Source organism: Paenibacillus sp. SN-8-1 (assembly GCF_050995535.1).
Taxonomy (GTDB): domain Bacteria; phylum Bacillota; class Bacilli; order Paenibacillales; family Paenibacillaceae; genus Fontibacillus.
Genome location: NZ_CP194782.1, coordinates 1,351,030 through 1,374,267, shown reverse-complemented (window position 1 = coordinate 1,374,267; position 23,238 = coordinate 1,351,030). Strand labels below are relative to the sequence as shown.

At 46.1% G+C, this 23,238-nt stretch carries 22 protein-coding genes; 2 read left to right on the top strand and 20 right to left on the bottom strand.

The genetic code is table 11. From position 1 onward, the window contains the following. Window positions 1-56 precede the first annotated feature (56 nt). On the bottom strand, window positions 57-803 hold the full coding sequence (locus ACRRNK_RS06520; protein WP_433946820.1) for an NAD-dependent protein deacylase: 747 nt from the start codon (window positions 801-803) through the stop codon (window positions 57-59). Window positions 804-875: 72 nt separating this feature from the next. Then, window positions 876-1,643, bottom strand: coding sequence for an HAD family hydrolase (locus ACRRNK_RS06515; protein WP_433945955.1), 768 nt, complete (start codon window positions 1,641-1,643; stop codon window positions 876-878). A gap of 185 nt (window positions 1,644-1,828) precedes the next feature. Between ACRRNK_RS06515 and ACRRNK_RS06510 the strand changes: the two genes are divergently transcribed. Together ACRRNK_RS06510 and ilvD are read left to right on the top strand one after the other, a co-directional pair. After that, complete coding sequence (locus tag ACRRNK_RS06510) at window positions 1,829-2,092, top strand: KGG domain-containing protein (protein WP_433945954.1); 264 nt, start codon at window positions 1,829-1,831, stop codon at window positions 2,090-2,092. Window positions 2,093-2,305: 213 nt separating this feature from the next. Further along, complete coding sequence (gene ilvD / locus ACRRNK_RS06505; RefSeq protein ID WP_433945953.1) at window positions 2,306-3,991, top strand: dihydroxy-acid dehydratase; 1,686 nt, start codon at window positions 2,306-2,308, stop codon at window positions 3,989-3,991. A 120-nt stretch (window positions 3,992-4,111) separates the two neighbouring features. On the opposite strand, the gene ACRRNK_RS06500 is transcribed toward ilvD, so the two are convergent. From ACRRNK_RS06500 to tnpA, 18 genes are all read right to left on the bottom strand, one after another. Beyond that, window positions 4,112-4,312: a hypothetical protein gene (locus ACRRNK_RS06500; RefSeq protein ID WP_433945952.1), complete on the bottom strand. Its 201-nt coding sequence runs from the start codon at window positions 4,310-4,312 to the stop codon at window positions 4,112-4,114. 241 nt (window positions 4,313-4,553) lie between these two features. Continuing rightward, window positions 4,554-5,954 (bottom strand): polysaccharide deacetylase family protein, encoded by a 1,401-nt coding sequence (locus ACRRNK_RS06495; RefSeq protein WP_433945951.1) that lies wholly within the window; start codon window positions 5,952-5,954, stop codon window positions 4,554-4,556. 70 nt (window positions 5,955-6,024) lie between these two features. Next, window positions 6,025-7,674 (bottom strand): peptidoglycan D,D-transpeptidase FtsI family protein, encoded by a 1,650-nt coding sequence (locus tag ACRRNK_RS06490; protein ID WP_433946819.1) that lies wholly within the window; start codon window positions 7,672-7,674, stop codon window positions 6,025-6,027. 271 nt (window positions 7,675-7,945) lie between these two features. Further along, complete coding sequence (locus ACRRNK_RS06485) at window positions 7,946-10,093, bottom strand: methyl-accepting chemotaxis protein (RefSeq protein ID WP_433945950.1); 2,148 nt, start codon at window positions 10,091-10,093, stop codon at window positions 7,946-7,948. 236 nt (window positions 10,094-10,329) lie between these two features. Further along, window positions 10,330-11,664: a peptidase U32 family protein gene (locus tag ACRRNK_RS06480; RefSeq protein ID WP_433945949.1), complete on the bottom strand. Its 1,335-nt coding sequence runs from the start codon at window positions 11,662-11,664 to the stop codon at window positions 10,330-10,332. A 12-nt stretch (window positions 11,665-11,676) separates the two neighbouring features. Continuing rightward, window positions 11,677-12,609, bottom strand: coding sequence for a peptidase U32 family protein (locus tag ACRRNK_RS06475; protein ID WP_433946818.1), 933 nt, complete (start codon window positions 12,607-12,609; stop codon window positions 11,677-11,679). A 21-nt stretch (window positions 12,610-12,630) separates the two neighbouring features. Further along, window positions 12,631-13,683, bottom strand: coding sequence for an endolytic transglycosylase MltG (mltG, locus tag ACRRNK_RS06470; protein ID WP_433945948.1), 1,053 nt, complete (start codon window positions 13,681-13,683; stop codon window positions 12,631-12,633). A 99-nt stretch (window positions 13,684-13,782) separates the two neighbouring features. Next, window positions 13,783-14,085, bottom strand: a complete 303-nt coding sequence (locus ACRRNK_RS06465; protein WP_433945947.1) for a DUF1292 domain-containing protein — start codon at window positions 14,083-14,085, stop codon at window positions 13,783-13,785. Next, window positions 14,078-14,392, bottom strand: coding sequence for a DUF1292 domain-containing protein (locus ACRRNK_RS06460; protein WP_433945946.1), 315 nt, complete (start codon window positions 14,390-14,392; stop codon window positions 14,078-14,080). Before ACRRNK_RS06460 ends, ACRRNK_RS06465 begins: the two co-directional genes overlap by 8 nt. Before the next feature lie 12 nt (window positions 14,393-14,404). Beyond that, on the bottom strand, window positions 14,405-14,821 hold the full coding sequence (ruvX, locus tag ACRRNK_RS06455) for a Holliday junction resolvase RuvX (protein WP_433945945.1): 417 nt from the start codon (window positions 14,819-14,821) through the stop codon (window positions 14,405-14,407). A 33-nt stretch (window positions 14,822-14,854) separates the two neighbouring features. After that, window positions 14,855-15,115, bottom strand: a complete 261-nt coding sequence (locus ACRRNK_RS06450; protein ID WP_127200453.1) for an IreB family regulatory phosphoprotein — start codon at window positions 15,113-15,115, stop codon at window positions 14,855-14,857. A gap of 135 nt (window positions 15,116-15,250) precedes the next feature. Next, window positions 15,251-17,878 (bottom strand): alanine--tRNA ligase, encoded by a 2,628-nt coding sequence (alaS, locus tag ACRRNK_RS06445; RefSeq protein WP_433945944.1) that lies wholly within the window; start codon window positions 17,876-17,878, stop codon window positions 15,251-15,253. A 367-nt stretch (window positions 17,879-18,245) separates the two neighbouring features. Next, window positions 18,246-19,313, bottom strand: a complete 1,068-nt coding sequence (locus ACRRNK_RS06440) for an AI-2E family transporter (protein WP_433945943.1) — start codon at window positions 19,311-19,313, stop codon at window positions 18,246-18,248. A 193-nt stretch (window positions 19,314-19,506) separates the two neighbouring features. After that, the gene (locus ACRRNK_RS06435) at window positions 19,507-19,716 is read right to left on the bottom strand and encodes a hypothetical protein (RefSeq protein WP_185897386.1); all 210 of its coding nucleotides are present in this window, start codon (window positions 19,714-19,716) and stop codon (window positions 19,507-19,509) included. A 13-nt stretch (window positions 19,717-19,729) separates the two neighbouring features. After that, a complete protein-coding gene (locus ACRRNK_RS06430; RefSeq protein ID WP_433945942.1) occupies window positions 19,730-20,251 on the bottom strand; it encodes a PRC-barrel domain-containing protein in 522 nt (173 codons plus the stop codon). Between the two features lie 75 nt (window positions 20,252-20,326). Beyond that, the gene (locus ACRRNK_RS06425) at window positions 20,327-21,478 is read right to left on the bottom strand and encodes a cysteine desulfurase family protein (protein WP_433945941.1); all 1,152 of its coding nucleotides are present in this window, start codon (window positions 21,476-21,478) and stop codon (window positions 20,327-20,329) included. A 183-nt stretch (window positions 21,479-21,661) separates the two neighbouring features. Continuing rightward, the gene (locus tag ACRRNK_RS06420) at window positions 21,662-22,417 is read right to left on the bottom strand and encodes a YheC/YheD family protein (protein ID WP_433945940.1); all 756 of its coding nucleotides are present in this window, start codon (window positions 22,415-22,417) and stop codon (window positions 21,662-21,664) included. A gap of 263 nt (window positions 22,418-22,680) precedes the next feature. Beyond that, window positions 22,681-23,154, bottom strand: coding sequence for an IS200/IS605 family transposase (gene tnpA, locus ACRRNK_RS06415; RefSeq protein WP_433942914.1), 474 nt, complete (start codon window positions 23,152-23,154; stop codon window positions 22,681-22,683). Window positions 23,155-23,238 lie beyond the last annotated feature (84 nt).

Genomic DNA, 23,238 nt, shown 5'->3' with positions numbered 1-23,238 from the left:
AGCTACTTACATTGCCCGCGAAAAACAATAGCTGATCTGCTATTCTTCCAAGATCTTCAGATTTCCACATCCAAATCCTTGGCTATAGCGCCCATCACAGCCCCAATTGGATCTGTAATTAATAGATCCGCTTTTTGATCATAAGCCGTTGAGGAAGCATTGATCAGAACGATATGATCCCCCTTGAAATAAGTCACCATACTGGCCGCAGGCTGAACCGTAAGGGAAGTCCCGCCAATAATTAAGAGATCCGCCCCCTGAATCGCCTGGACCGACTCATGAATGACTTCATCATCCAGCATCTCTCCATAGAGTACGACGTCCGGCTTAATAACATCTCCGCAAGCTGTACACCTTGGAACTACGTCCTCACTTTCTGTTATATCCTTCAGTGAATAGAACCGGCCGCAACCCATACAATGATTGCGGTGAATGGAACCATGAAGTTCCTGAACCCGGGTACTGCCTGCCGATTGATGCAGCCCGTCAATATTTTGCGTGATGATCATATCAAGCCTGCCTTGTCGCTCGAGTCCTGCCAGAAGCCGGTGGGCCGAATTGGGCTTCGCTTCTGGATGCAGCATTTTGGATTTATAGAAGTCATAGAATATTTCTAGATGCTTGTCAAAAAAGCGGCGGCTTAATATTTCTTCAGGAGCGTATGGAGAATTATGCTCTGATTGATAAATTCCTGCTGCGGAGCGAAAGTCGGGTATTCCACTCTCCGTAGAGACACCGGCCCCTCCAAAAAAGACAACTCGAGAGCTTGTACCGATCCACTCCGCCAAAGTACCCAGCTTCAGACTATCCACTAATGACCGCCTCATCTTTCCTCGTTAAATATTAAATCCTCTTCTTGTTCAATCAACATACACCTAGGGCTCAAGAATCAGCTCCAAATAGCTGGAGATCAAGACATCGGCCTCAAGCAGATAGCCCCTGGCTTCTTCCTCCCCGCCATAACCGATCGTTATCGCAGCTCCAGCAGCTTTTCCCATCTGCATATCCGCATTACTGTCCCCGATCACAGCCGCCTCCTCTGGTAGAGTGCCAAGTTCCTCACATGCCAGCTTCACCATATCTGGTGCTGGCTTTCCATTACTAACCCTGTCACGTCCTACTATACTGTCAAAATAATGCTCAATAGACATCGCTTGCAGATGCTGACGTGCATTCTCCGTATTATCTGTTGTGACGACAGCTAACCGAACCCCAAACGCCTTACATTTATCAAGGAGTGCTCTAAGCCCTTCCATAGGCTGAACCTCTCCGCTTGTCCTTACCTGATGCATAGCTGAGCTGCATATTTCATTAACCTGCTGGATCGCCTCATTCCACGGGGTGCCAGCCGAATACAGCTGCCAAGCAAGAAGTCCTATAGTTTCTTCTTCCGAAGCCATTGCCAGCGGTCCGGTCTTATCATAACCGGTTACTCTTCCCTGTTCATCCTGAATGGTGCCGAGCATTCTTGCCACTCCCCCGGGAATAGTGCCGCCCAATTGAGCAATCTTATCTGCCATCAACCTGTTCACAGCCTCTGCCCATCGACCCCATAGCATTAGCATCTCCAGGAGGGTGCCATCCTTATCGAACAGAATACTCGTAATCTGTCTGGATTGTCCCTGTACTCTCACAATCGGCATTGGCCTGCCTCCTAATTCACAACCTTTATTTTTATTTTACAGCGCTTACAAGTCTGATACAAAAAGCTAACATCAAAGTGAGCATACTTTTTCCAATTTCAGCAATTTTATGTTTCAGTTACCAATAAAGTGGTAAATACAAAATAACGCAATTAATAACTAACTACTTTGAGGAGTGATTTTTGATGGCACGTAACAACAAAGGTAAGCTGAGTCGGGAAGAAGCAGGGCGTTTGGGAGGCGAAGCTACAGCCAAAAATCACGGTAAAGAATTTTACCAGGAAATTGGACAAAAAGGTGGACAAGCTACCTCCAAGAAGCACAGTCGTGAATTCTACCAAGAGATTGGGCAAAAGGGCGGCGAAGCCACCTCTGAAACTCATGATAAGGATTTCTACCGTCAAATTGGTAAAAAAGGCGGCGAAGCCCGCAGCAAAGCCAATAAATAGTCCAGTAAAGCGGTTATCAGCAGCTTGAGCGGTTGCTTTCCAAATCCCGGCTGACATACGAACCTTCCCAGGTTTGGCTGTCAGTCTTTTATATTCCATCAGAACCGCAGCTGAATTGCTAGAAAAAACATGATACATATGATAGACTTTGATATAAAGCTTTAGCGGATTACATTCTTAAATTATATAATATACAGGGGGATAACCGACATCATGGCAGATAAAAAAATGCGCTCAGATATGATTAAAAAAGGCTTTGACCGCGCTCCTCACCGCAGCTTGCTGCGTGCAGCCGGTGTAAAAGAAGAAGATTTCAATAAACCGTTTATCGCAGTCTGTAACTCTTACATTGATATTGTACCTGGTCACGTACACCTTCAAGAATTTGGTAAGATTGTGAAAGAAGCGATCCGTGAAGCCGGCGGGGTACCATTCGAGTTCAACACCATCGGTGTAGATGACGGTATTGCTATGGGACATATCGGAATGCGTTACTCACTGCCAAGCCGTGAAATCATTGCCGATTCCCTTGAGACGGTCGTATCCGCTCACTGGTTCGACGGAATGGTCTGCATCCCGAACTGTGACAAGATCACACCGGGTATGATGATGGGAGCACTTCGCGTGAACATTCCTACCATGTTCGTAAGCGGTGGGCCAATGAAAGCTGGCGTAGACAGCAAGGGTAACAAACTTTCCCTTACTTCGGTATTTGAAGGTGTAGGCGCCTATCAAGCAGGTAAAATCGATGACGCCGGACTTCTTGAGCTTGAACAATTCGGCTGTCCGACTTGTGGTTCATGCTCAGGGATGTTCACTGCGAACTCCATGAACTGTCTTGCAGAAGCGCTCGGAATTGCGCTTCCTGGTAACGGCACGATTCTAGCGGTATCCGAAGAACGTCGCGATTTCGTAAGAAAATCCGCCAAGCAGTTGATGGAATTGATTAAGCTCGATCTCAAACCTCGTGATATTGTCACCGTCGAAGCAATCGATAATGCGTTTGCTCTTGATATGGCTATGGGCGGCTCGACCAATACAGTGCTTCACACTCTAGCTCTTGCGCAAGAAGCTGGCATTGATTATCCGCTCGAGAGAATTAACGAAGTTGCTAACCGTGTACCACATATCTCCAAGCTGGCTCCTGCATCCAATCACTTCATTGAGGATGTTCACCGTGCTGGCGGCGTAAGTGCTGTCATTAACGAGCTCCTCAAGAAACCGGGTGCCTTCCACGGCGATCGTATTACGGTTACAGGCAAGACGATCCGTGAGAATGTTGAAGGCTGCGAAATTCAAGACTTTGAAGTTATTCATGCCATTGATAATCCTCACTCCGAGCGCGGCGGCTTAGCTATCCTGTACGGTAACTTGGCTCCAGAAGGCTCTGTAATCAAGGTTGGCGCAGTTGATCCATCTGTTGGCGGATACCATAAAGGACCTGCAATCTGCTTCGATTCCCAGGACGAAGCACTCTCAGGCATTGCCAATGGTAAAGTTAAAGAAGGTAATGTTGTTGTCATTCGTTATGAAGGTCCAAAAGGCGGGCCGGGTATGCCGGAAATGCTTGCTCCTACCTCACAAATCGCAGGTATGGGACTTGGTGCCAAAGTCGGCTTGATTACCGATGGACGCTTCTCAGGAGCTTCCCGCGGTATCAGTATCGGACACATCTCCCCTGAAGCTGCAGAAGGCGGACCAATTGCATTTGTTGAAGATGGAGATATTATCGAGCTTGATCTTAACAACCGTAAGATTGAACTTCATGTATCTGAAGAAGAAATGGCCGTTCGCAGATCGAAGTGGCAAGGCTTCGAGCCGAAAGTGAAAACTGGCTATCTGGCCCGTTATTCCAAACTTGTTACCAACGCAAGTAATGGCGGCGTACTGAAGATTTAATAAAGCGATAACCCATAAATATCAACAGAGCAGCGATTCTCCTGAATTGGAGGATCGCTGCTCTGTGTTTATAACCAATTGCAGCTTGCAATAATTGATTATGAACATGTCATAGCAAGGTTAATGATTGATTCTTGAATACAGCAAAGTAGCGATCCCGATTGTTACAACAAAGGAAAGTACCACGAATACAATATAACCAAGTTTTGTCTTGGTATTAGTATGCTTATCGTAAAATTCGGGGTTCCGGTTAAAAAATCCAGTCCACAGCTCTCCGACTAAATTAAGAACGACAAGGATGAAGTTTTTAATCAGCTTCATAAACTTAATACCTCTCATTTTCCCGTTTTACCAAATTATAACATAAAGATGTGGGATTGAGTTAGTTTATGAACCTAACAATATCAAGAGCCACTAGATGAATAGAACACTGGGTGCTTTAAGAATAATGTTCCTTCGCAGGGCAATCACCTGAGTGATTACTCCTGAATCTGGTTAAATAAAAGGAGCTGTCCCTAACAGCCATTTCATGGCTATGGGACAGCTCCTTATTCTTATTCTGTCAATAAGAGATGGTTGCTTCAAGTGCAGGCTCCGATGGTTCCGAAGCCGGCTCGGTAATTTGGCGATGAGATCCATTCACCGCAAAGCGGTTAAGCAGTAAATTCATTGGCATAACAATGAGCTTAGGTACCAATTGCTCGGAGTGACGTTTCAGGCGCTGTTGGCCTGCAGGATGAATAACACTCATAAGAAGCTTCAAATAGGCCGTTGATGATTTGGCGAATAATCCTTGAGGTAGATCAGATACCGTGAATCCAAATTGTTCAGGACCACGATTGATCATGCTCACTCCGTACAGAGCCTTAATCTCACCTAATTCAGGATGCTTGATGATATACTGGGCAAGCTCGGGCAGCGTCTTTTCCACCGCTCGAATCATTTGAATGGCAAGTTGAACGGATGATTTGGAAGTCGAGCCGATTTCGTATAACTTTTTGTTGTCAAAGTGCAATTCGAGGACCTTATCCCCTTTCTCTAATCGGCTGCCGTCCCGCATATCAACCGGGTTACCATGATAGGTTCGAGTTCGAAAATGGAAGACAGGGTCCTCCTTGTTCGTTGTCTGAAGTTGAAATACAAAGTGAAAGATCTTCTCCCACAGCAGCCACAAGAATACAATTCCCTTCTTGATCCAGGACAACTTCATTGTTCCTGCCGATTGGGTTCGATAAAGTGAACCTGAGTTGACCCTAGCTCCCCCGGACTGGGCAATCATCTCATCAATTCGAATGCTTCGCAGTCCCTGTTCTTCAGCAGCTTGAAGTACGCGTTCCAGCGCCATCATCATGTTCACAGGAGCTTCCATGTTAGCTCCTAACGTCGAGCCGCAATCATGGAGCAGAAATACTTCACCAGGAGCAAGCTTCTTCATCATTCTCCTAGCCAAGCTATCAGCACCAAGCCGAAATCTCCAGTCACCGAACATGGAAGACCATAGGACGATTTGTATATCGTTCTTCCTTGAGAAATCGAATAAATTCACGATCCCCCAAGGAGGTCTGTAGTAGTGCGTATTAAATCCCGTGATATCATGAATAATCTTATCTGTTCGAAGGATCTGTTTCCTCACTGTACCTGGGCGCATAAGCCAATTTGTTTTATGGACGTAATTATGAATACCAATAAGATGGCCTTCGTCGTACATCCTTTTAATAATATCGGGATTCTTCTCCGCATTTGAACCTACAACAAAAAATGTTGCCTTCGCATTGTATTTCTTCAATAGATCCAGCAGCTGCGGAGTATAGACCGGATCAGGTCCATCATCAAAAGTAAGGGCAAATTCATGCTCTCCCTTACCTCTTCTGAAGACACGAAATCCGAACATGCGGCTGATTAATCCCGGAATAAAGGCATACAACGTTGAAATGTAGAATAACCACAGCAGCAAAGTTTCCATGTCGCTTCTCCCCACTTTTTTTCTCACCATAACCTCGTATCTAATCTATTTTATCATATGACGTTAAAATTTAGGCGAGTTTTTTTGCTAATACATCCATTAGATCATAAAACAGCTTCGTCGCCTGATGCTTTGCTCCTGGTTTTTTACTTTGGACAAGTACGGCTGCAGCATACTTCGGCTTACTAACCGGTCCGTACCCTATGAACCATTGATCATTCAATGGCTTCCCATTACGAGTTACCTGGGCTGTCCCCGACTTGCCTGCAAGCTCCCATACATGGTCACGAAGCAGTCTCCCCGTACCTTCAGTCACTACTTCACGCATCCATCGAAGCAGAGTTCTGGCGGTCTGCGGGGAGATACTCCCCCCCGGTGAGACAGTTGTATGCGGGGGAAGAGTCGCCAGCAGACTTCCGTTAGCGTACCTGATCTCGCTGACTAGACGGGGAGCCAGTACGGTTCCATCATGTAGCAGTGTAACAACCAGGTTAGCCGCTTGTAGTGGTGTCATCAGAACATCCCGTTGGCCTATTGATGTCTGGGCACGAACTCCAGAACCCAGCGCCGTTTTCTGTGCACCAAAGACTGTGCCAGCTTCTTCCTGATCAATTTGCTTCATGTCTACTGCCCCGAGAAACTCTTTCTCCTGCCAGCCAATACTTCGCCCAATTCCCATACGATATGCAGTCTCTTCAATCTGGAAGGCGGTAAGACGCTCTCCTAAAGCAGCAAATACCGTGTTACAGGAGTTAACATACCCCTGTTCAAACGTTATAGGCCCATGTCCCTCTGGCTTCCAGCAGGAGAGATGATACTTTCCATAGTCTCCTTTGCAAAAGAACTGTTCATGAGGTTCAGCCACTTTCGATTCAAGCGCGGCGGCAGCGATAACCGTCTTAAATATAGACCCGGGAACATTGGCTTTAACAGCCCGATTGCCCCACTGTCCTCCTTTTAGATCAATATGTTCAGGGTCGTAGAAAGGCCTTGAAACCATAGCAACAATATCCCCGTTACTTGCATCGAGAACCACTATTGCTCCTTCCGTAAGCTTACTCTGTTCAGTCAGCTTCTCCACACTTTGCTGAATATCCTTATTGATTGTGGTCTTGATCTGCAAAGGATAATAGGGGCTGTCCGGTCCCGTAATTCGTGCTCCAATCTGCTCAATTGGCCTTTTGTACCCATCCACGGTTACATAAGCTTCTGTTGCTTCTCCGCCTCTTAAAAAATAATCAAATGTTCTCTCAAGCCCCGCGCCTCCAACTTTCATATTCAAGGGAAGAGGATGGAGTAACGCTCGGGCAGCTTGTAATCCCTTTATGGTATCCGGCTGCTCGGAGACATAGCCAAGCCACTGGCTTCCCGAGATACCCGAAGTATACCTTTTGACAATCGGAAGTGCCTCTATTCCGCGAACTTTCATACGTGATAATGCCCCTACCTTTGAAGGACTGAGCTGAAGAGGGTTTCCACTTACACTATCTTGCCAAGGCGTTGGTTGTTTTATGTCAGCCCACACTGCAGCTAATTTGTCAGGGGTTGTCTGTAATAAAGCTGCCAATTGGGACAGGTTTCCCTTCTCTGGCATAAGACTTACTGGAAAAAGGATGGGTGTCCAAATGACTTTACCTGTCAGCAATCTTCCCTGATTATCTGTAAATTGGCCCCGGCCGGGATCAAGTTCAATTCCCTTTCTACGTTGGCGTACGGCCATTTCGCTTAAACTGTGTCCTCCTCGGGTCCAATGTTCTCCATTAGCAGAGAACTGCAAGTAACCCAGCCGGATCATTAAAATTAAGAGGATAACTGTAAGTGCCAACATGATATAGAATATTCGCTTCTTATGATCTAGAGACATGCAAATGCACCCTTTCCCTAAATATTCTTATCCTATTATTTCCTGGGACATGATGAATACTCGGCAACGGTAAAAAAACAGCCCTGCTTACCGATTAAGGTAAGCAAGGCTGTATACTTTAATTGATTTATTCGACTCTAAACTTCGAGAGTGCCTCTTTCAAGCCATTCGAAACATTGCTCAGCTTGTTAGACAATTGAACCAATTGTTGACCCACACTTTGCTGTTCATTACTGAGTGAGGCAACCTCTTCCGATGTAGCCGAAGATTCTTCGGCTACGGCACTGACATTGCCCATGGCATCTGACAGTACGGTTTGTGACTGGTTCAGCGTGTCGATGGATTCTGTTACGGAGCCGAGATGGTCCAGGAAATTCTCCATTTGCTGCTGGACGGATACGAAAATATCATTCGTCTCCTTCACGGAACTGATCTGCTCAGCGAATAAAGGATTCGCTGCTGCCAGCGCTGTAACCGTCTGATTCATTTCTTCCTGGATCTGATCTGTAATCTCTGCAACCATCGTAATCGATTGACGCGATTGTTCAGCCAACTGCCGGATCTCATCTGCAACAACCATAAATCCGCGACCGGCTGCTCCCGCTCTTGCTGCTTCAATCGTTGCGTTAAGCGATAGAATATTGGTCTGCTTCGTAATATTCTGCATAACCTCCAGCACTTTAAGTACTGATGAAGTACTGTTCTTGAGTGAATCTACCTTCTGACTAAGTGCCTGGGTAATCTCCGCCGTAGAATTTGTCTTAATCATTAGATTGTTCAAATATTCTGTGCCCAGGTGACTTGATTTCTCAACCTCGCGAGCAGACTGCTGCATCGATTGGTTGGCTTCAATAACGATATACATTTGATTGGAAATATTCTCAGACAAGGCATTTCCACGCTCAGCCTCAGTCGCAAGGCTTCCTGCCCCATTCGCAATCTCTTCCGTAGCAATTGCAATTTCTTTAGCAGACATTGCCGTTTTGTCCGAAGCCTGGCTGAGTTCAGTGGCTGTATCCAGAACTTCCTGGGCCGATGCATTTGTCTGTTTAACGAGCTCGGTAATGTGCTCCATCATTACGTTGAAGCTTGAAGCTAGCTGACCAATTTCATCTTTGGACTTATGGGCTACCCGAACACTTAAGTTCCCTTTCGCACCCTCTTGCATTAAGTTCTTCATGTTGCCAAGTGGACGGGCAATCATTCGAACCATCCAGATCCCAATTAGGATTGCAATCAAGGCCACGATAACAGCAGAAATGAAGGTGGTGACCAGAATACCTTTAGCGTCTTTAACCAAGTTACCTGTTGGTAGAATGCCTGCCAGCTTCCAACCTGATGTTACCTGTGTATTGTATGCAGCCAGCACTGATTGATTATTTGTATCTTTAGTGAACAAGCTTCCAGAGTTGGCCTTCTCCCCATTCAGAACCGTATACTCTGTTTTCTTGTTGTTGTCACTCTGATCGGAAGATGCTACCACCAAACCATCAGGGGACAGGAGTTGAAGCTTAGAGTCGTCACCCAAGCTGATTTTCTTCAATTGATCTGAAAGTATTTGAGTCTTGATATCAGCAACCAAATAATAACTCTTGCTGCCGCCGCCAATCGTTGTCATAGTCTTAATCAATCGGAACACAGGCTCAGTGTTAGCTCCTTGGAAAGCGTCAACTCTTACCCACTTGGTGATTCCCCGATCGGAGTATTCTTTGCCTGGATACTTCGACTTGAAATCAGCCAAGAGCTCTTGATCAACAGTCCCCGCACTAATCCCTCTGAACGAACCATCGATCGGAATTATGTAAATACCTTTAATACCATTCGTTGAGAACATCCAGTTATTGAACTTTTGAGAGATGGCATTGAATACGGCAAAACGGTCATAATCACTAACGCCCTTACCAATAGACACCAGGCCACTTTGAATCTCTGTATCCAGATAAGTCTGCGAGACTCCTTCTTCATACTGTTTAAGAATAATGTCCAGCTTCTCTGAAGTCTGGATAATAGTCTGCTGATTCGCATTCTTGGCCGTATTTTCAATTGTACTCTTTGCCATCTGGTAAGATACAATACCAAGAGTCAGGACAAAAAACATAATTGCAACAAAGAAAATTAAAAACAGACGTACCCCTACTGATTTTGATGGATCCATAGGACCTAGTTTAATATTTTGAACCCCTGTAACCGCTTTCTTGCTAAGTCCAAGAATTTTTTTCTTTTCAGTATTGCCTAGAGCCTTCTCCGACTTACCCTTCTTTGGACCTATCTTCATGATCGTTCCCCCGCCAAATTCGTATTTAGAGCCATCCTGCCGCTAGTCAATCAGTCCTACCATTAATTTCTTTCGATCGTATCATATTGCCCACGCTTTCTCAATTATATTGAAAGCATCTGCTAGCTGTATAGGATGTTATAGTCTATGAAAGGACCTATATCTATTATCGGCAGGTTTACGTAAAAAAAATAGACCCTTTACTCAAAAAAATGAGAAGGGTCTAAAAGTAGAATTCATTTCTTTTTGCGCATCATGTCAAAATATCGTACCGGCTGCTCAACCTTAAGCTTAACTCGCTGAAGCGGATGCCGCGCGGCGGTCAGTTCGTTGCCATTCTCATCCCAGATCCGCCCTACTGTTTGTTTGAACACAGAGCCGCCAGGCCCGAAGAACTCCACTTCCTGACCCGGCTTGAAATGGTTACGCTGCTGAATGGTAGCCATCTTGCTCTCTTCATCATACTCCAGAACAAGTCCAGCGAAATCATATGGCGCCGCCTTCTCTTCAGGCTCATAAATATGATCCTCATGATCCGGGGTGTCATAGAAGAATCCCGTATTTAACGGACGATTCGCCGCTTTATTCATTTCTTCAATCCATTCCGGTCTAAGCACATAATTATCGGGATCGGACATATAGGCATCTATCGCTTGGCGATATACATTGACAACGGTTGCTACATAGTGAATGGACTTCATCCGGCCTTCTATTTTGAAGCTGTCTACGCCTACATCAATTAGATCAGGAATATGAGCAATCATGCACAGATCTTTAGAGGACATGGTGAAGGAGTTGTCCTCTTCGCTGAACAACGGATGCTGATTGACACCCAGATTAAATTGTTGGAGAATCCGGCTGTCTCTGGCTTCTTCCTCCGAGACCCATACTTCCTCAGGGCGTCCATCTTCGAACAAATCATATTTCCATCGGCAGGATTGGCAGCATCCTCCCCGGTTGGAATCCCGGTCTGTGAAATGATTCGACAATACACAGCGTCCGGAATAAGATGAGCACATAGCTCCATGAATGAACGCTTCGATCTCTATATCCACATGGTTCTTAATCTCTGCAATTTCTTCAAGACTGGTCTCCCGGCCAAGCACAACACGAGGCAGCCCTTCTTCCTTCCAGAACTGCACTGCCTGCCAATTCAGGGTTGATTGCTGGGTGCTTAAGTGAACCTCCAATTCAGGCACTACTCTTCTTGCGGTGTCTACGATAATCGGATCAGCGGCGATAATTGCCGAAATCCCCACCTCATGCAGATTACGTAAGTAATCTTCAATTCCGGCTATATCTTCGTTGTGCGCGTATATATTGGTAGCCACGAATACTTTAGCTCCGTATTTCTTTGCGAACTCTACGCCCTCTCTCATCTCCTCGAAGCTGAAATTGTCCGCATTGGAACGAAGGCCATATTTCTGACCGCCGATATACACGGCATCTGCCCCATAATGAATGGCAAATTTCAATTTTTCCAGGTTCCCTGCCGGTGCCAGCAGTTCCGGCTTGTCCAAGCGGTAACGTGTGCCTGTAAATTTCGGTATGTGCTTCTCTGTTGTATGCATTTCGTCCCCCCCTTAATACACCTGTTCTTTATAAAAGAATCCGAAAGATAATTCACGCTCTGGGTCCTGAATTTCACGAATCCTATCCATCCATGATTCCTGGAATTCATAAGACTCAGGATCTTCAAAATACGTATCGATCGCCGTCCGGTATATCTGTATGACTGTACGGTTATAGCCAATCGGCTTGAGAATAGTCTCAATCTTAAGTGAGTCCACACCTGCTCCCAGCAGGATATGAAGATCCTCGAGTATGCAGATATCATCCGAGCTCATAATATGTGTGCCGTTACTATCCTCATAGATCGGGAATTTCTCATCCTGGCGTTCTGCCTCAATAAGAAATAGACCTCGATCCAGCCCTAGATTCTCCCCTTGGACAGGGCGTCCTTGATGCGTCATATAACTTTGCACCAGCTTGCGCTTGGAATGATAAATGTTGGTCATCCCATGAACCTGGACCTCTGCCTCAATTTGGAGATGAGGCTTCATTTCAGTAAGCTCGTCCATACTTAGCTCCCGCGCTAACAATACGCGAACTGCGCCCTTAGAACCCCAATAGTTGGCTGTTGCGTAATTCGTTGAGGTCATCTCTGCATTCCAGTGCAGCTTCAGACTTGGTGCGTACTTCTGTACAGCCCGCAAAACCGCCGGATCACCGAATTCGACTCCGTCCACACCAGCTGAAGCAAGCGCCTGGACATACCCCGGAAGCTCATCCAGGATTTCATTGCTTATCAGATTATTCACACTTACATACACTTTCGCTTGGTCAGCATGCGCAGCGCGGACGGCTTCACCAATTTCGGAAATTGTCATACTTCCCGGCAGTCTCATTCCAAACTTGTCCTCACCAATCAGCACCGCATTAGCCCCAGCCGCAATATACTCCTTAACCTCTTGTAATGAGCCCGCGGCTGCGAGAAGTTCCGGTTTGTTCCCCATCATGTTAAAAACACCTCGGTTTTATTTAGCTATAGAATTGCTTTTTTGAATATTTTTTAGATGCTCCGCATATGTCTTGGCAAATAAGTGCTCCTGGGAGCCATCCTTTTTCGTAACATAGAATAAATAATCCGTCGTCTCCGGCTCTAGTGCTGCCTCAATTGACTTCACACTTGGACTGGCAATGGGACCAGGCGGAAGGCCCTTGTACAAATAAGTATTGTACGGACTGTCCTTCTTTCTAAGGTCACTATTTAATAAACGTTCTTTTGGCTTTCCGAGCAAATATTGAACTGTTGCATCAATCTCAAGCTTCATCCCTTTTTCAAGGCGGTTGTAAATCACGCTCGCAACCTTTTTGCGTTCAGCATCAACCACAACCTCACGCTCAATAAGTGAAGCCACCGTCATTAGTTCAGTAAGCGTTAGCTTCCTCTTCTCAAGCTTAGCTTTCCAATCCGGGATGCCATCCAGCTTTGTTTGCAGCTCCTCAAGCATTCGGGTCATAATATCGGCCTCGCTGCTGCCTTTCTTGAGCTCATAGGTCTCAGGAAATAGCAGCCCTTCAAGCCTATAGATCTGTTTGCCATTAGAAGGGAATTCACGGAGCAGCGGCACTGTAATACCTGCTGGATCTTTGGCAAGCTTTAGAAAATGGTCTTTATTCACAATGCCTTCCTGGCTTAATTTATCCGCCATTTGCTTAATTGTATAACCCTCCGGTATCGTAAAATGGACCATGTCCGCTTTCACGACATCGCCACTGTTAAGCTTACCGATAATCTGGTCAAAGGTCATACTTGGACTTAGTTCATATACACCAGCCTGAAATTTATCTCCCTCAGATTTCATTTTCAAATAAATTTTGAACATAAGAGAATTCTTAATTAATCCTTCCTGCTTAAGAAGATCCGCAATCCTGGCTGTACCCGCTCCTGACTTAATCTCCACCTTCACACTCGCCGAGGAATTGCTTAAAGGCTGCATCTGGTTGTATGTGTAGACAGCTGTCCCACCCAGTATGACTAAGAGTACGATTAAAACGGTGAACAACCGCCGAACAAATTTGTTCAAAAAAGTCAACTCCTCTATACCATACAAAAAGAGCGGTAAGTTCCGCTCTTCTTGTAAAATGCTATAACAAAGCAGGATTAATCAAATTAAGAGTATAGGCTACTCAGGGAAAGTAAGCTCATCGTACAGCTCAGACACATTCTCCCATTCATCATCATCATCAATGGTAATCAGTTCCAAATTACCTTCTTGCGACGTAATGATCTTGAGGATTTCGGGCTCCGCTGATTTGCCATCTTCATCAGGAAGAAGAACAACATAGGCTTGGCCTCCGATATCGAATTCTCGCTCGACACGATAATAAGAGGTGTGTCCTTTCTCATCCTGAAGCTCAACTACGGGTCCAAAGGCTTCCTTCACTCGGGAGGTCCAAATCACATGCTCAGCCGAAAACTCAGTCATGCTCTTCCTCACCGCCCAATTCGTCGAGCAGAGTATTGAAGGTTTCTTCAACAATCTCCCACTCTTCGTCACTTTCAATAGTGAACAGCTTCAGATCTTCGCCATCTTCTTCGTAGCGGAAAGCATACACTTCTTCGCTATCTTCGTCTTCTTCTTCGGAATCAAGAGGAACGACCATCATATACTTTGCGTCAGAACCATCCACTTCGAATTTCATGATAACTTCGAATTCTTCTTCATTTCCCTCTTCATCAGGGATGTAGATAATTTCCGGTTCTTCTTCGTTATTAATGCGATCGTTAGCCATTTGCCATCACCCTCACCTTTTGCTCTTAGAATCTAAGAAATTTTGCAAAATCAGTGTCGCAGCGAGTTGATCTACGACCTGTTTGCGTTTTTTTCGGCTGACATCAGCCTCAAGCAGCGTTCGCTGTGCCGAGACCGTTGTTAACCGTTCATCCCAAAGGTGAACCGGTAAACCTAGAATTTCCCGCAATCGAGCGGCAAACTCCATGCAAATTTCACCACGGGGACCTACTGTACCGTTCATGTTCTTCGGAAGTCCGACAACAATTTCCTCGGCATCGTATTCCTTCACAAGCTCGGCAATCCGTTTCAGTTCAGATTCGTCGCCTCGGCGCTCGATCGTCTCAAGCCCCTGGGCAGTCCATCCAAAAGCATCGCTAACGGATGCACCGATTCTGCGGTCCCCGTAATCCAAGCCTAATATTCTCATTTCTGTTCTCCTATTTCTGTAGAACAGAGCGGCTTACCTATGACCGGCTAAATAATACTTAACCAATTCCTCGATTAATTCATCCCGCTCTTTCTTACGTACCAAACTTCTAGCGTTGTTGTGCCGTGGAATATATGCAGGGTCACCCGACAATAAATAACCAACAATCTGGTTAATCGGATTGTACTCTTTCTCCTGAAGCGCTGCATATACCGACAAAAGAATTTCCTGAGCTGAAGCCTCGTGCTCATCGCCTGTGACGTTGAACTTGACTGTTTTATCCATGGAGTCCAAGATGACACCTCACTTCTACGAACAAATGCCCGCGGGAAATTACAAGCGTTACAGCCTGCCTTCTTAACTATAACATATTCAAGGGCCCTTAAGGAAATATTTGAAGCAAGAAAGTATCCTGATTATGGAATTTTTTTATTGCGCTGAGGCTTGAATAAGCTCTTCTGAACGCTTAAGCGCCTCGCCCAATTTGGACGCGTCCTTACCGCCAGCTTGAGCCATATCCGGACGGCCTCCGCCTCCACCACCGCATAGAGCCGCGAGTTCTTTGACCAGCTTGCCGGCATGGAGTCCACGCTTCACTTCCTGCTGAGGTACAGCCACTACAAAGTTCACCTTGTCTTCTACAGCTGCTCCTAATACTAGTACGGCCTCAGGCAGTTTAAGTTTCAATTCATCCGCAAGTGTACGTAGCGCATCCATACTGTTAGCCTGCACTTGTACTGCCAGAAGCTGGGTGTTACCAACCGTCTTCACCTGACTTGTCAGTGCTCCCGCTTCAATTCCACTGAGCTTCCCTTGCAGCGATTCATTCTCACGGCTAAGATCCTTCACCTGCTGATGCAGAGCCTCGATCCGTTTCGGAACTTCACCAACATGGGATTTGAGCAAGGATGCGGCTTGTTTGAGAACATCAATCTGGCCATCCATATATTCATAAGCCTGACGACCGGTCACTGCTTCGATCCGGCGTACACCCGAGCCAATTCCGCTCTCACTGATTAATTTGAACAGACCGATCTGCGAGGTATTCTCGACATGACATCCACCGCACAGTTCCAAGCTGTATCCGCCAACTTGGACTACGCGAACCACATCGCCGTATTTTTCCCCGAACAGGGCCATGGCTCCCATAGCTTTGGCTTCATCGATAGGCTTCAATTCAATAATTACATCCAGGCTGTTCCAAATCTGCTCGTTCACACGCTGCTCAATAGCCGAGAGCTCTTCTGGAGTAATACTTCCCAGGTGAGAGAAGTCAAACCGCAGACGACCTGGCTCAACCAATGAGCCAGCCTGATTCACGTGCTCTCCCAAAGTCTCTTTCAGCGCTTTATGGAGCAGGTGGGTTGCGGTATGGTTCTTGATAATATCTGAGCGAAGACCCCGGTCTACTGCTGCGGTTACCGTGTCTCCTGTACGCAGTTCACCCGTCTGCACTGTAACCATATGAACGAATTGGCCATGCGGAGCCTTGAACAGCCCTTCTACTGCGGCACTACCTGAAGCATTACGGATCTCGCCTTTGTCGCTGACTTGTCCACCGCTCTCCGCATAGAATGGAGTCTGCTCCAGAATGATCTGGCATGACTCGCCCTCAGATACCATATCTACAAAAGCATCGTTAACAACGATGGCAACAATCTTCGATTCTGCAACAAGCTCATCATAACCAACGAACTCGGTCTTCGTCGTGAAATCAGACAGCACACCGCCCTGAACCTTCATGCTTTCATTATCATGACGGGCAGCACGGGCACGATCACGCTGCTGCTGCATCGCGGCTTCAAATCCTTCGCGATCTACACTTAATCCATGCTCTGCTGCATAATCTTCAGTCAGATCAAGCGGGAATCCGTAAGTATCATACAATTTGAACGCATCCGGTCCGCTGATCACGCTATTGCCAGCTGCCTTAGCCTCCTGGCTGAACGTAGCCAGAATGGCCAAACCATCCGATAGGGTTTCATGGAAGCGCTCTTCCTCAGTACGGATGACCTTCTCAATGAACTCCCGCTTAGTCACCACATCGGTATAGTAGCTGCCCATAATCTCGCCTACTACCTCGACAAGACCGAACATGAACGGACGATCAAGGCCCAGCATTTTGCCGTAACGGACAGCACGGCGAAGCAGGCGGCGAATAACATAGCCGCGGCCTTCATTGGATGGAAGCACTCCATCGGCCACTGCGAATGACACGGTACGGATATGATCAGCAATGACTTTCATGGCAACGTCGTTCTCCGTATTTTCACCATATTTCACTTTAGCGATTTCACTGGTCTTGGCAATGATAGGCTGGAAAAGATCTGTGTCGAAGTTGGAAGGAACATTCTGGAGAATTGACGCAAAACGTTCCAAACCTGCACCGGTATCAATATTCTTGTTCGGAAGCGGTGTATAAGAGCCGTCCTTGTTATGATTAAACTCCGAGAACACGACATTCCATACTTCCAGGAATCGTTCATTCTCCCCACCCGGGTAGCATTCCGGGTCAGACAGGTCTCCATAATCTTCTCCGCGATCGTAAAAGATTTCGGTACAAGGTCCGCATGGTCCTTCGCCGATATCCCAGAAGTTATCTTCCAGCTTCACGATCCGCTCCGCCGGCAATCCCAGCTTCTCGTTCCACAGCTTGTACGCTTCTTCATCCTCTGGATATACCGTTACAGACAGACGCTCAGGATCGAAGCCGATCCACTCTTTGCTGGTCAGGAATTCCCAAGCCCAGGTAACCGCCTCTTCTTTAAAATAATCTCCGATCGAGAAGTTACCCAGCATTTCAAAGAAAGTATGGTGCCGGCGGGTCTTACCCACATTCTCAATATCATTGGTACGAATACATTTCTGTGAATTGGCAAGTCTCGGGTTCTCGGGTTTCACACGGCCGTCAAAATACGGCTTAAGCGGTGCCATACCCGCATTGATCCACAGCAGCGATGGATCATTATGCGGAACGAGTGAGGCACTCGGTTCAATTTTGTGTCCTTTGGATGAGAAGAATTGCAGCCATTTGGAACGAATTTCACTTGCTTTCATGTTGGGACAGCCTCCTAAACGTTTATATAAAAAAACAAAAAACGCCCCTGAATATCAGGGACGATTAGCTCGCGGTACCACCCTGGTTAACGTTCTTGTTATTCCGGTTACCCCAAGAACTAAAGAACGATCTCCTTGATTGGCTGTTAACGAAAGCCATCCGGCGGATTTAACCCGCTCTCCGAGATCCGCTTTCCGTACAACCGAAATTCAGGTTCTCTCACCCATCGTCTGCCTTGTGCTGCGCACCTGAGCTCAACGAAGGAACCTTCTCTCTGGGAATCCGGGACTGGACGTACTTTATCTCATCAACGATTTGACATATACACTCAAGTATATAAGCCCTGTGTCAGGCTGTCAATTAGCCCTATACCGTCTTTCTGCGCACATAGTAGGCATAGAAATGCTGTATGACAACCTTGAGAACCGCAAAGCAAGGAACTGCCAGAATCAGCCCCGGAATTCCGGCAATCTCTCCGCCAACAAGCAAAGCAAAAATAATAAACATCGGATGCATATGAAGCGTTCTTCCTACCACCTGAGGTGAGATGACATTACTCTCAAGCAACTGGCAAATCGTGTTGACCACAATCACCATCAGAACCATTCGCCAAGAGATGGCCGATGCCATCAATACAGCGGGAGCCGCGCCAAGGAACGGACCCAGGTAGGGAATAATATTGCAGAGCGCCACCACACTGGCAAGAAGCAGCGCATAGGGCATCCCAATAATCATATACCCAATATAAGCAAAGGTTCCAATAATTACACAAACCAGGAGTTGCCCCCGAATATAGCTTCCGAGCGCCTCATCAATTTCTTTCATTAAGAGCACAATCGACTTCCGCCTGGAATGAGGGAGATAGGTAATAACCATACGCTCAATCACTTCGAAGTCTTTTAGCATATAGAAAATAAGGAACGGAATGATGAACGCATTAAAAATCACACCAATCGTCGCACCTATATTGTTCATGAAATCGGAAATTCCGGCGGCAAGCTTTTGCTCAAATTGAAAGAACCAGTTGTTCATCCCCATTCGTATCCCGTTCGGCAGAAATGAGGTGTCCCAGCTATTCATAATCTGCTGGGTATGCAGCGTAAGCTCGGGCAGATGCTCCCCAAGCTCCTGAAGCTGATTCATGAACATGGGAATCATATTGGCCAGGATGACCGCAAGGCTTGTCAGAAATACGGCATAAATTAGTAGAACGGCAGCCGTACGGGGAACTTTGCGTTCTCCGAGAAGTCTAACGATTGGATTTAGCACATATGAAATAATCAAGGCGATGATAAACGGCGCAAAGATCACTTTCAGAAAGCTGAAGAGAATTACAAATATCGGCTTCAGCAGCCATAGGAAGTACACAATAATAAGTCCCAGCAGTACCCATAGGCCATAGCGGAACATCTTACTGTTCCAGAATGGTTCCATTCGTATTCCCTCCCTCTAGACGGACTGGCTGTATGTAGAGAGTATATGCGCAGCGTATGGAAAATAATCGGGCGCAAGGACAAGTTAGATTAAAAAGTGAGCAAACAAAAGCCGCTTGCCCGGAAACTCCCACTAAGAGAGCAACCAAGCAAAGCGGCTAAAAGGATCTCATATGTACACGAAACGGAAATCCTTAAGAAGATGCGTGGATATGAGGAAAGTCTTGAACCATCTCCTCGCCAAAGAACAGGTCATCCAAAGAACTCAGTGTTCCGTCTTCCTCGACCTGGTACACAGACATCTTCTCTCCGTTCACGGTCAGTTCAATAAAGCAGCCCCAGCAATAAAACTGGTGAGAACCAATCTTGCCTATATCTTTTGAGCTACAATTTGGACATTTCATCATCGTATCACACCTATTCGTTAGCAGTATAAATCCCTTTTTCCAGCCTTTCTTCACTTAGCGGAGGCACAATAATCGCACTCTCCCCCTTGGTCATGTCTGAAGTGAAAGGCAGCCATTTACGGCCCTCCATCAGATCGGAAATGAAACCATCACTAATTTCCAACCCTACTATTGTGTTTCCCAGTTCCTGGTCAAAATAAACATCACTTACATGCCCAATCATAACACCATCGCTAGTAAGAACTGGAAGCTCTCTAAGCTTACTGTTACCCAGGACAAAAGTTAGCTGTATATTCTCGGCCTCCATCTTGCGGACAGCCTGCTGATTACGAATCATTACGGCATCTTCGCCATAAGCGACGATATCTTCCCATAGCACTGCCTTGATACTGGACGAGAAGAGGCCTTTGCTCTCCAGTTCAATTCCTTCGATCTTCCAGTCACTACTTAGAAGGATATCCAGAACCTTCCCGATTTGCTTACCTTCCTCAACGTCAAATACGGATAATCCAATTAATTCTTGAAGTCTCATGGCCCCAGATCCCTCCTTAACCTTTGAAAACGAAGACACGCTCCCTGCCGGTTAGTAGTAAAAAGAACGAAGACCTTATTTCCTACTACGTATACGGTCCAGAATGGTTCCAACTTTTTTGGCCGCGTATTCCATTTCTTCATTAGTATTACCCAAACCAAAGCTGAAACGAATCGCGGAACGCAAAACATTTTCAGGCACTTTCATAGCCTCAAGAACATGAGAAGGTTCGAGTGAGCCTGATGTACAAGCAGAACCACTTGCTACTGCAATCCCCTCCATATCAAGGTTCATCAGCATCGTCTCTGTTCCCACTTCCGGAAAGCTGACATTAACAATATGAGCCAGTCTGGATGTGGGATGTCCATTAAGAACAAAATGATCCTTCCCTACAAAGCGCTCAAGGGCAGCCAAAAAGTTGTGCCGCATATGTTCATCCTCATCTTGCTTGGCCCGGAGATTGGATATAGTAAGTTCAGCAGCCTTGGCAAAGCCAGCAACTCCAGCCAGGTTCTCAGTCCCTGCGCGCCGCTTTCTCTCCTGAAGCCCACCATATAGAATCGGCTCAAGCGCAATGTTACGGTGCACATAGAGTGCGCCGATTCCTTGTGGTCCATTAATTTTGTGAGCTGAGAAGCTCATGAGATCAACGGGAAGATCTTCACAGGAGATCTCAATGGAACCAAATGCCTGTACAGCATCAACATGAAAAACAATGCCACGCTCGCGGGCAATCTCACCAATTTCGACAATGGGCTCCACGGTTCCAACCTCATTGTTCGCATACATGACGCTGATCAGAATCGTATCCTCAGTAATAGCTTCCTTGACCTGAGAAGGATCCACCCAGCCCTGAGAGTCTACAGGCAGATAGGTGACCTTATATCCACGCTCTTCCAAACGCTGACATGCATGAAGCACAGCATGATGCTCCACTGCGGTTGTAATAATATGCCTGCCCGTCTTCTTACTGGCTGCCGATGCGCCAAAGAGGGCCAGATTATCACTTTCAGTCCCGCCGCCAGTGAACACGATCTCATCATGACGGCAGTGCAAAGAGGCAGCGAGAATATCCCGTGCCCCATTGACTGTACGTTTGGCTGCCCGGCCGAAAGCATGTATGCTGGATGCATTCCCATACTGCCCCCGCATAACGCGCAGCATTTCTTCCGCCACCTCCGGATGAATTGGAGTAGAGGCTGCATGATCTAGATATATATTTCTCAACGTTAATTCACCCTTATTAGATGTAGACACTCTTGGCTAGAGTCCATACAAATTCGTATCTTCGCGAGACCTTATTGTATAGAGGTTATCATAAATAATCAAGAAAATTCCTTCGCCTATTTTCGCATTGTGTAAGAAGTTTGTCGTTCTATAGAAGAATATTATCCCCATATTTAGTAAAATCTATCTTCTTCTACGGGCTATATTCTTGTAATTCGTCATAATCGTCTGATACATCGACTGATCCTTGAGCTTCTTGAAAAGCTGGGTGCCAGGCCTTGTATTTGCCTCAATTATCCAGACTCTACCTGAACGATCAAGACCAATGTCGATGCCCAGAACACGAATTCCCCGGAATTTACTGCTTAAAGCAGCCGCCGCATGGTAAGCAATCTGATCGACCTTTTGAATTGTGGCTTCCACCCTTTGAGGGTCATGGTGATAGATGGAGTCCAGCACTTTGTGTAAATGAACCGGCCTTCCTCCCTGACTGTAATTGGTCACGAATCTCCCTGCTGCTCCCACGCGAACCACTTTACCTGAGATCAGCCATTTAGAGCCGGGCCTTTGCAGAAAGACGCGAATATCAATTAAGCGGTTATGATACTTAGTGAGTTGAAGCCCCTGCTGAACGATATAGGATTGATACGGACGGAGTCTTTGATGAAGTGCGCGGATCATGAATTTCCGCTTCACTTTTCTTTTATTTAATCCCCAAGAAATGTGAATTCCTCTGTGCTTACTCCGTTTCAATCTTACAATCCCCCTACCCTGGCTGCCCTTATCAGGCTTAACAAATACCGTGGAATGTTGATTCAGCATTCTCTTAAGTACATAAGGATGATAAGGACGGGTCTCGGGAAGATGTCTGCGAATCAAAGGGGATCTCCGCATCGCTCTGTCCTTGAGTAATTTGCTCTGTAATCTTCGAAATGGCACTTCTTCTCCATCTCCTCGCATATGACTTATACAGCAATATATGCCCGATAGGGGGATGCCCGCTAGATATACCCGCCTCTAATTTTCATGGAAAGATATTCTTATGAGAAGAATCCACCAAAATCATGACCACCCGTCCAACGGGTGGTTTGCTCTTGGGGTATAACCCCCTGTTGCCAAACTGCGCCTAAAGACGCTAGCCTGACCACAAATCTGTTCAGGCTCAGTGTTAATTGTCACTTTCACTTACCAGTTAAACTGGTTTATTTCTTTTTGCCCCTGTTGCTGCTGAATGGATCTTCGTACTCTTTTACGCTCAGCTTATCTACAGCTTGGTCATGTGCCTCTTGTTCACGAATGTACTTCGCTACGGTTGCTTCATTCAAACCTACCGTACTCACATAATATCCTTCTGCCCAGAATTTTCGATTCCCGTATTTATACTTTAGTTGTGCGTGCTTCTCGAAGATCATTAACGAACTTTTTCCCTTTAGATATCCCATGAATGATGAGACTGAAATTTTCGGTGGGATAGCGACCAACATATGGACATGATCAGGCATCATGTGACCTTCTATAATTTCTACTCCCTTGTACTTACATAAGCGTTTGAAAATTTCTATTAAATCTCTTCTTACTTGATTATAGATCTCTTTCCGTCTATACTTCGGGGTGAAGACAATGTGGTATTTGCACATCCACTTTGTGTGAGCTAGACTATAGCTCTTGTTTGCCATTTAAGACCATTCCTTTCTTTGAGCCTGAACATCTCAATTTTATCGGAATGGTCTTAGTGGTCAAACCGCTGATCCCTCCACCCG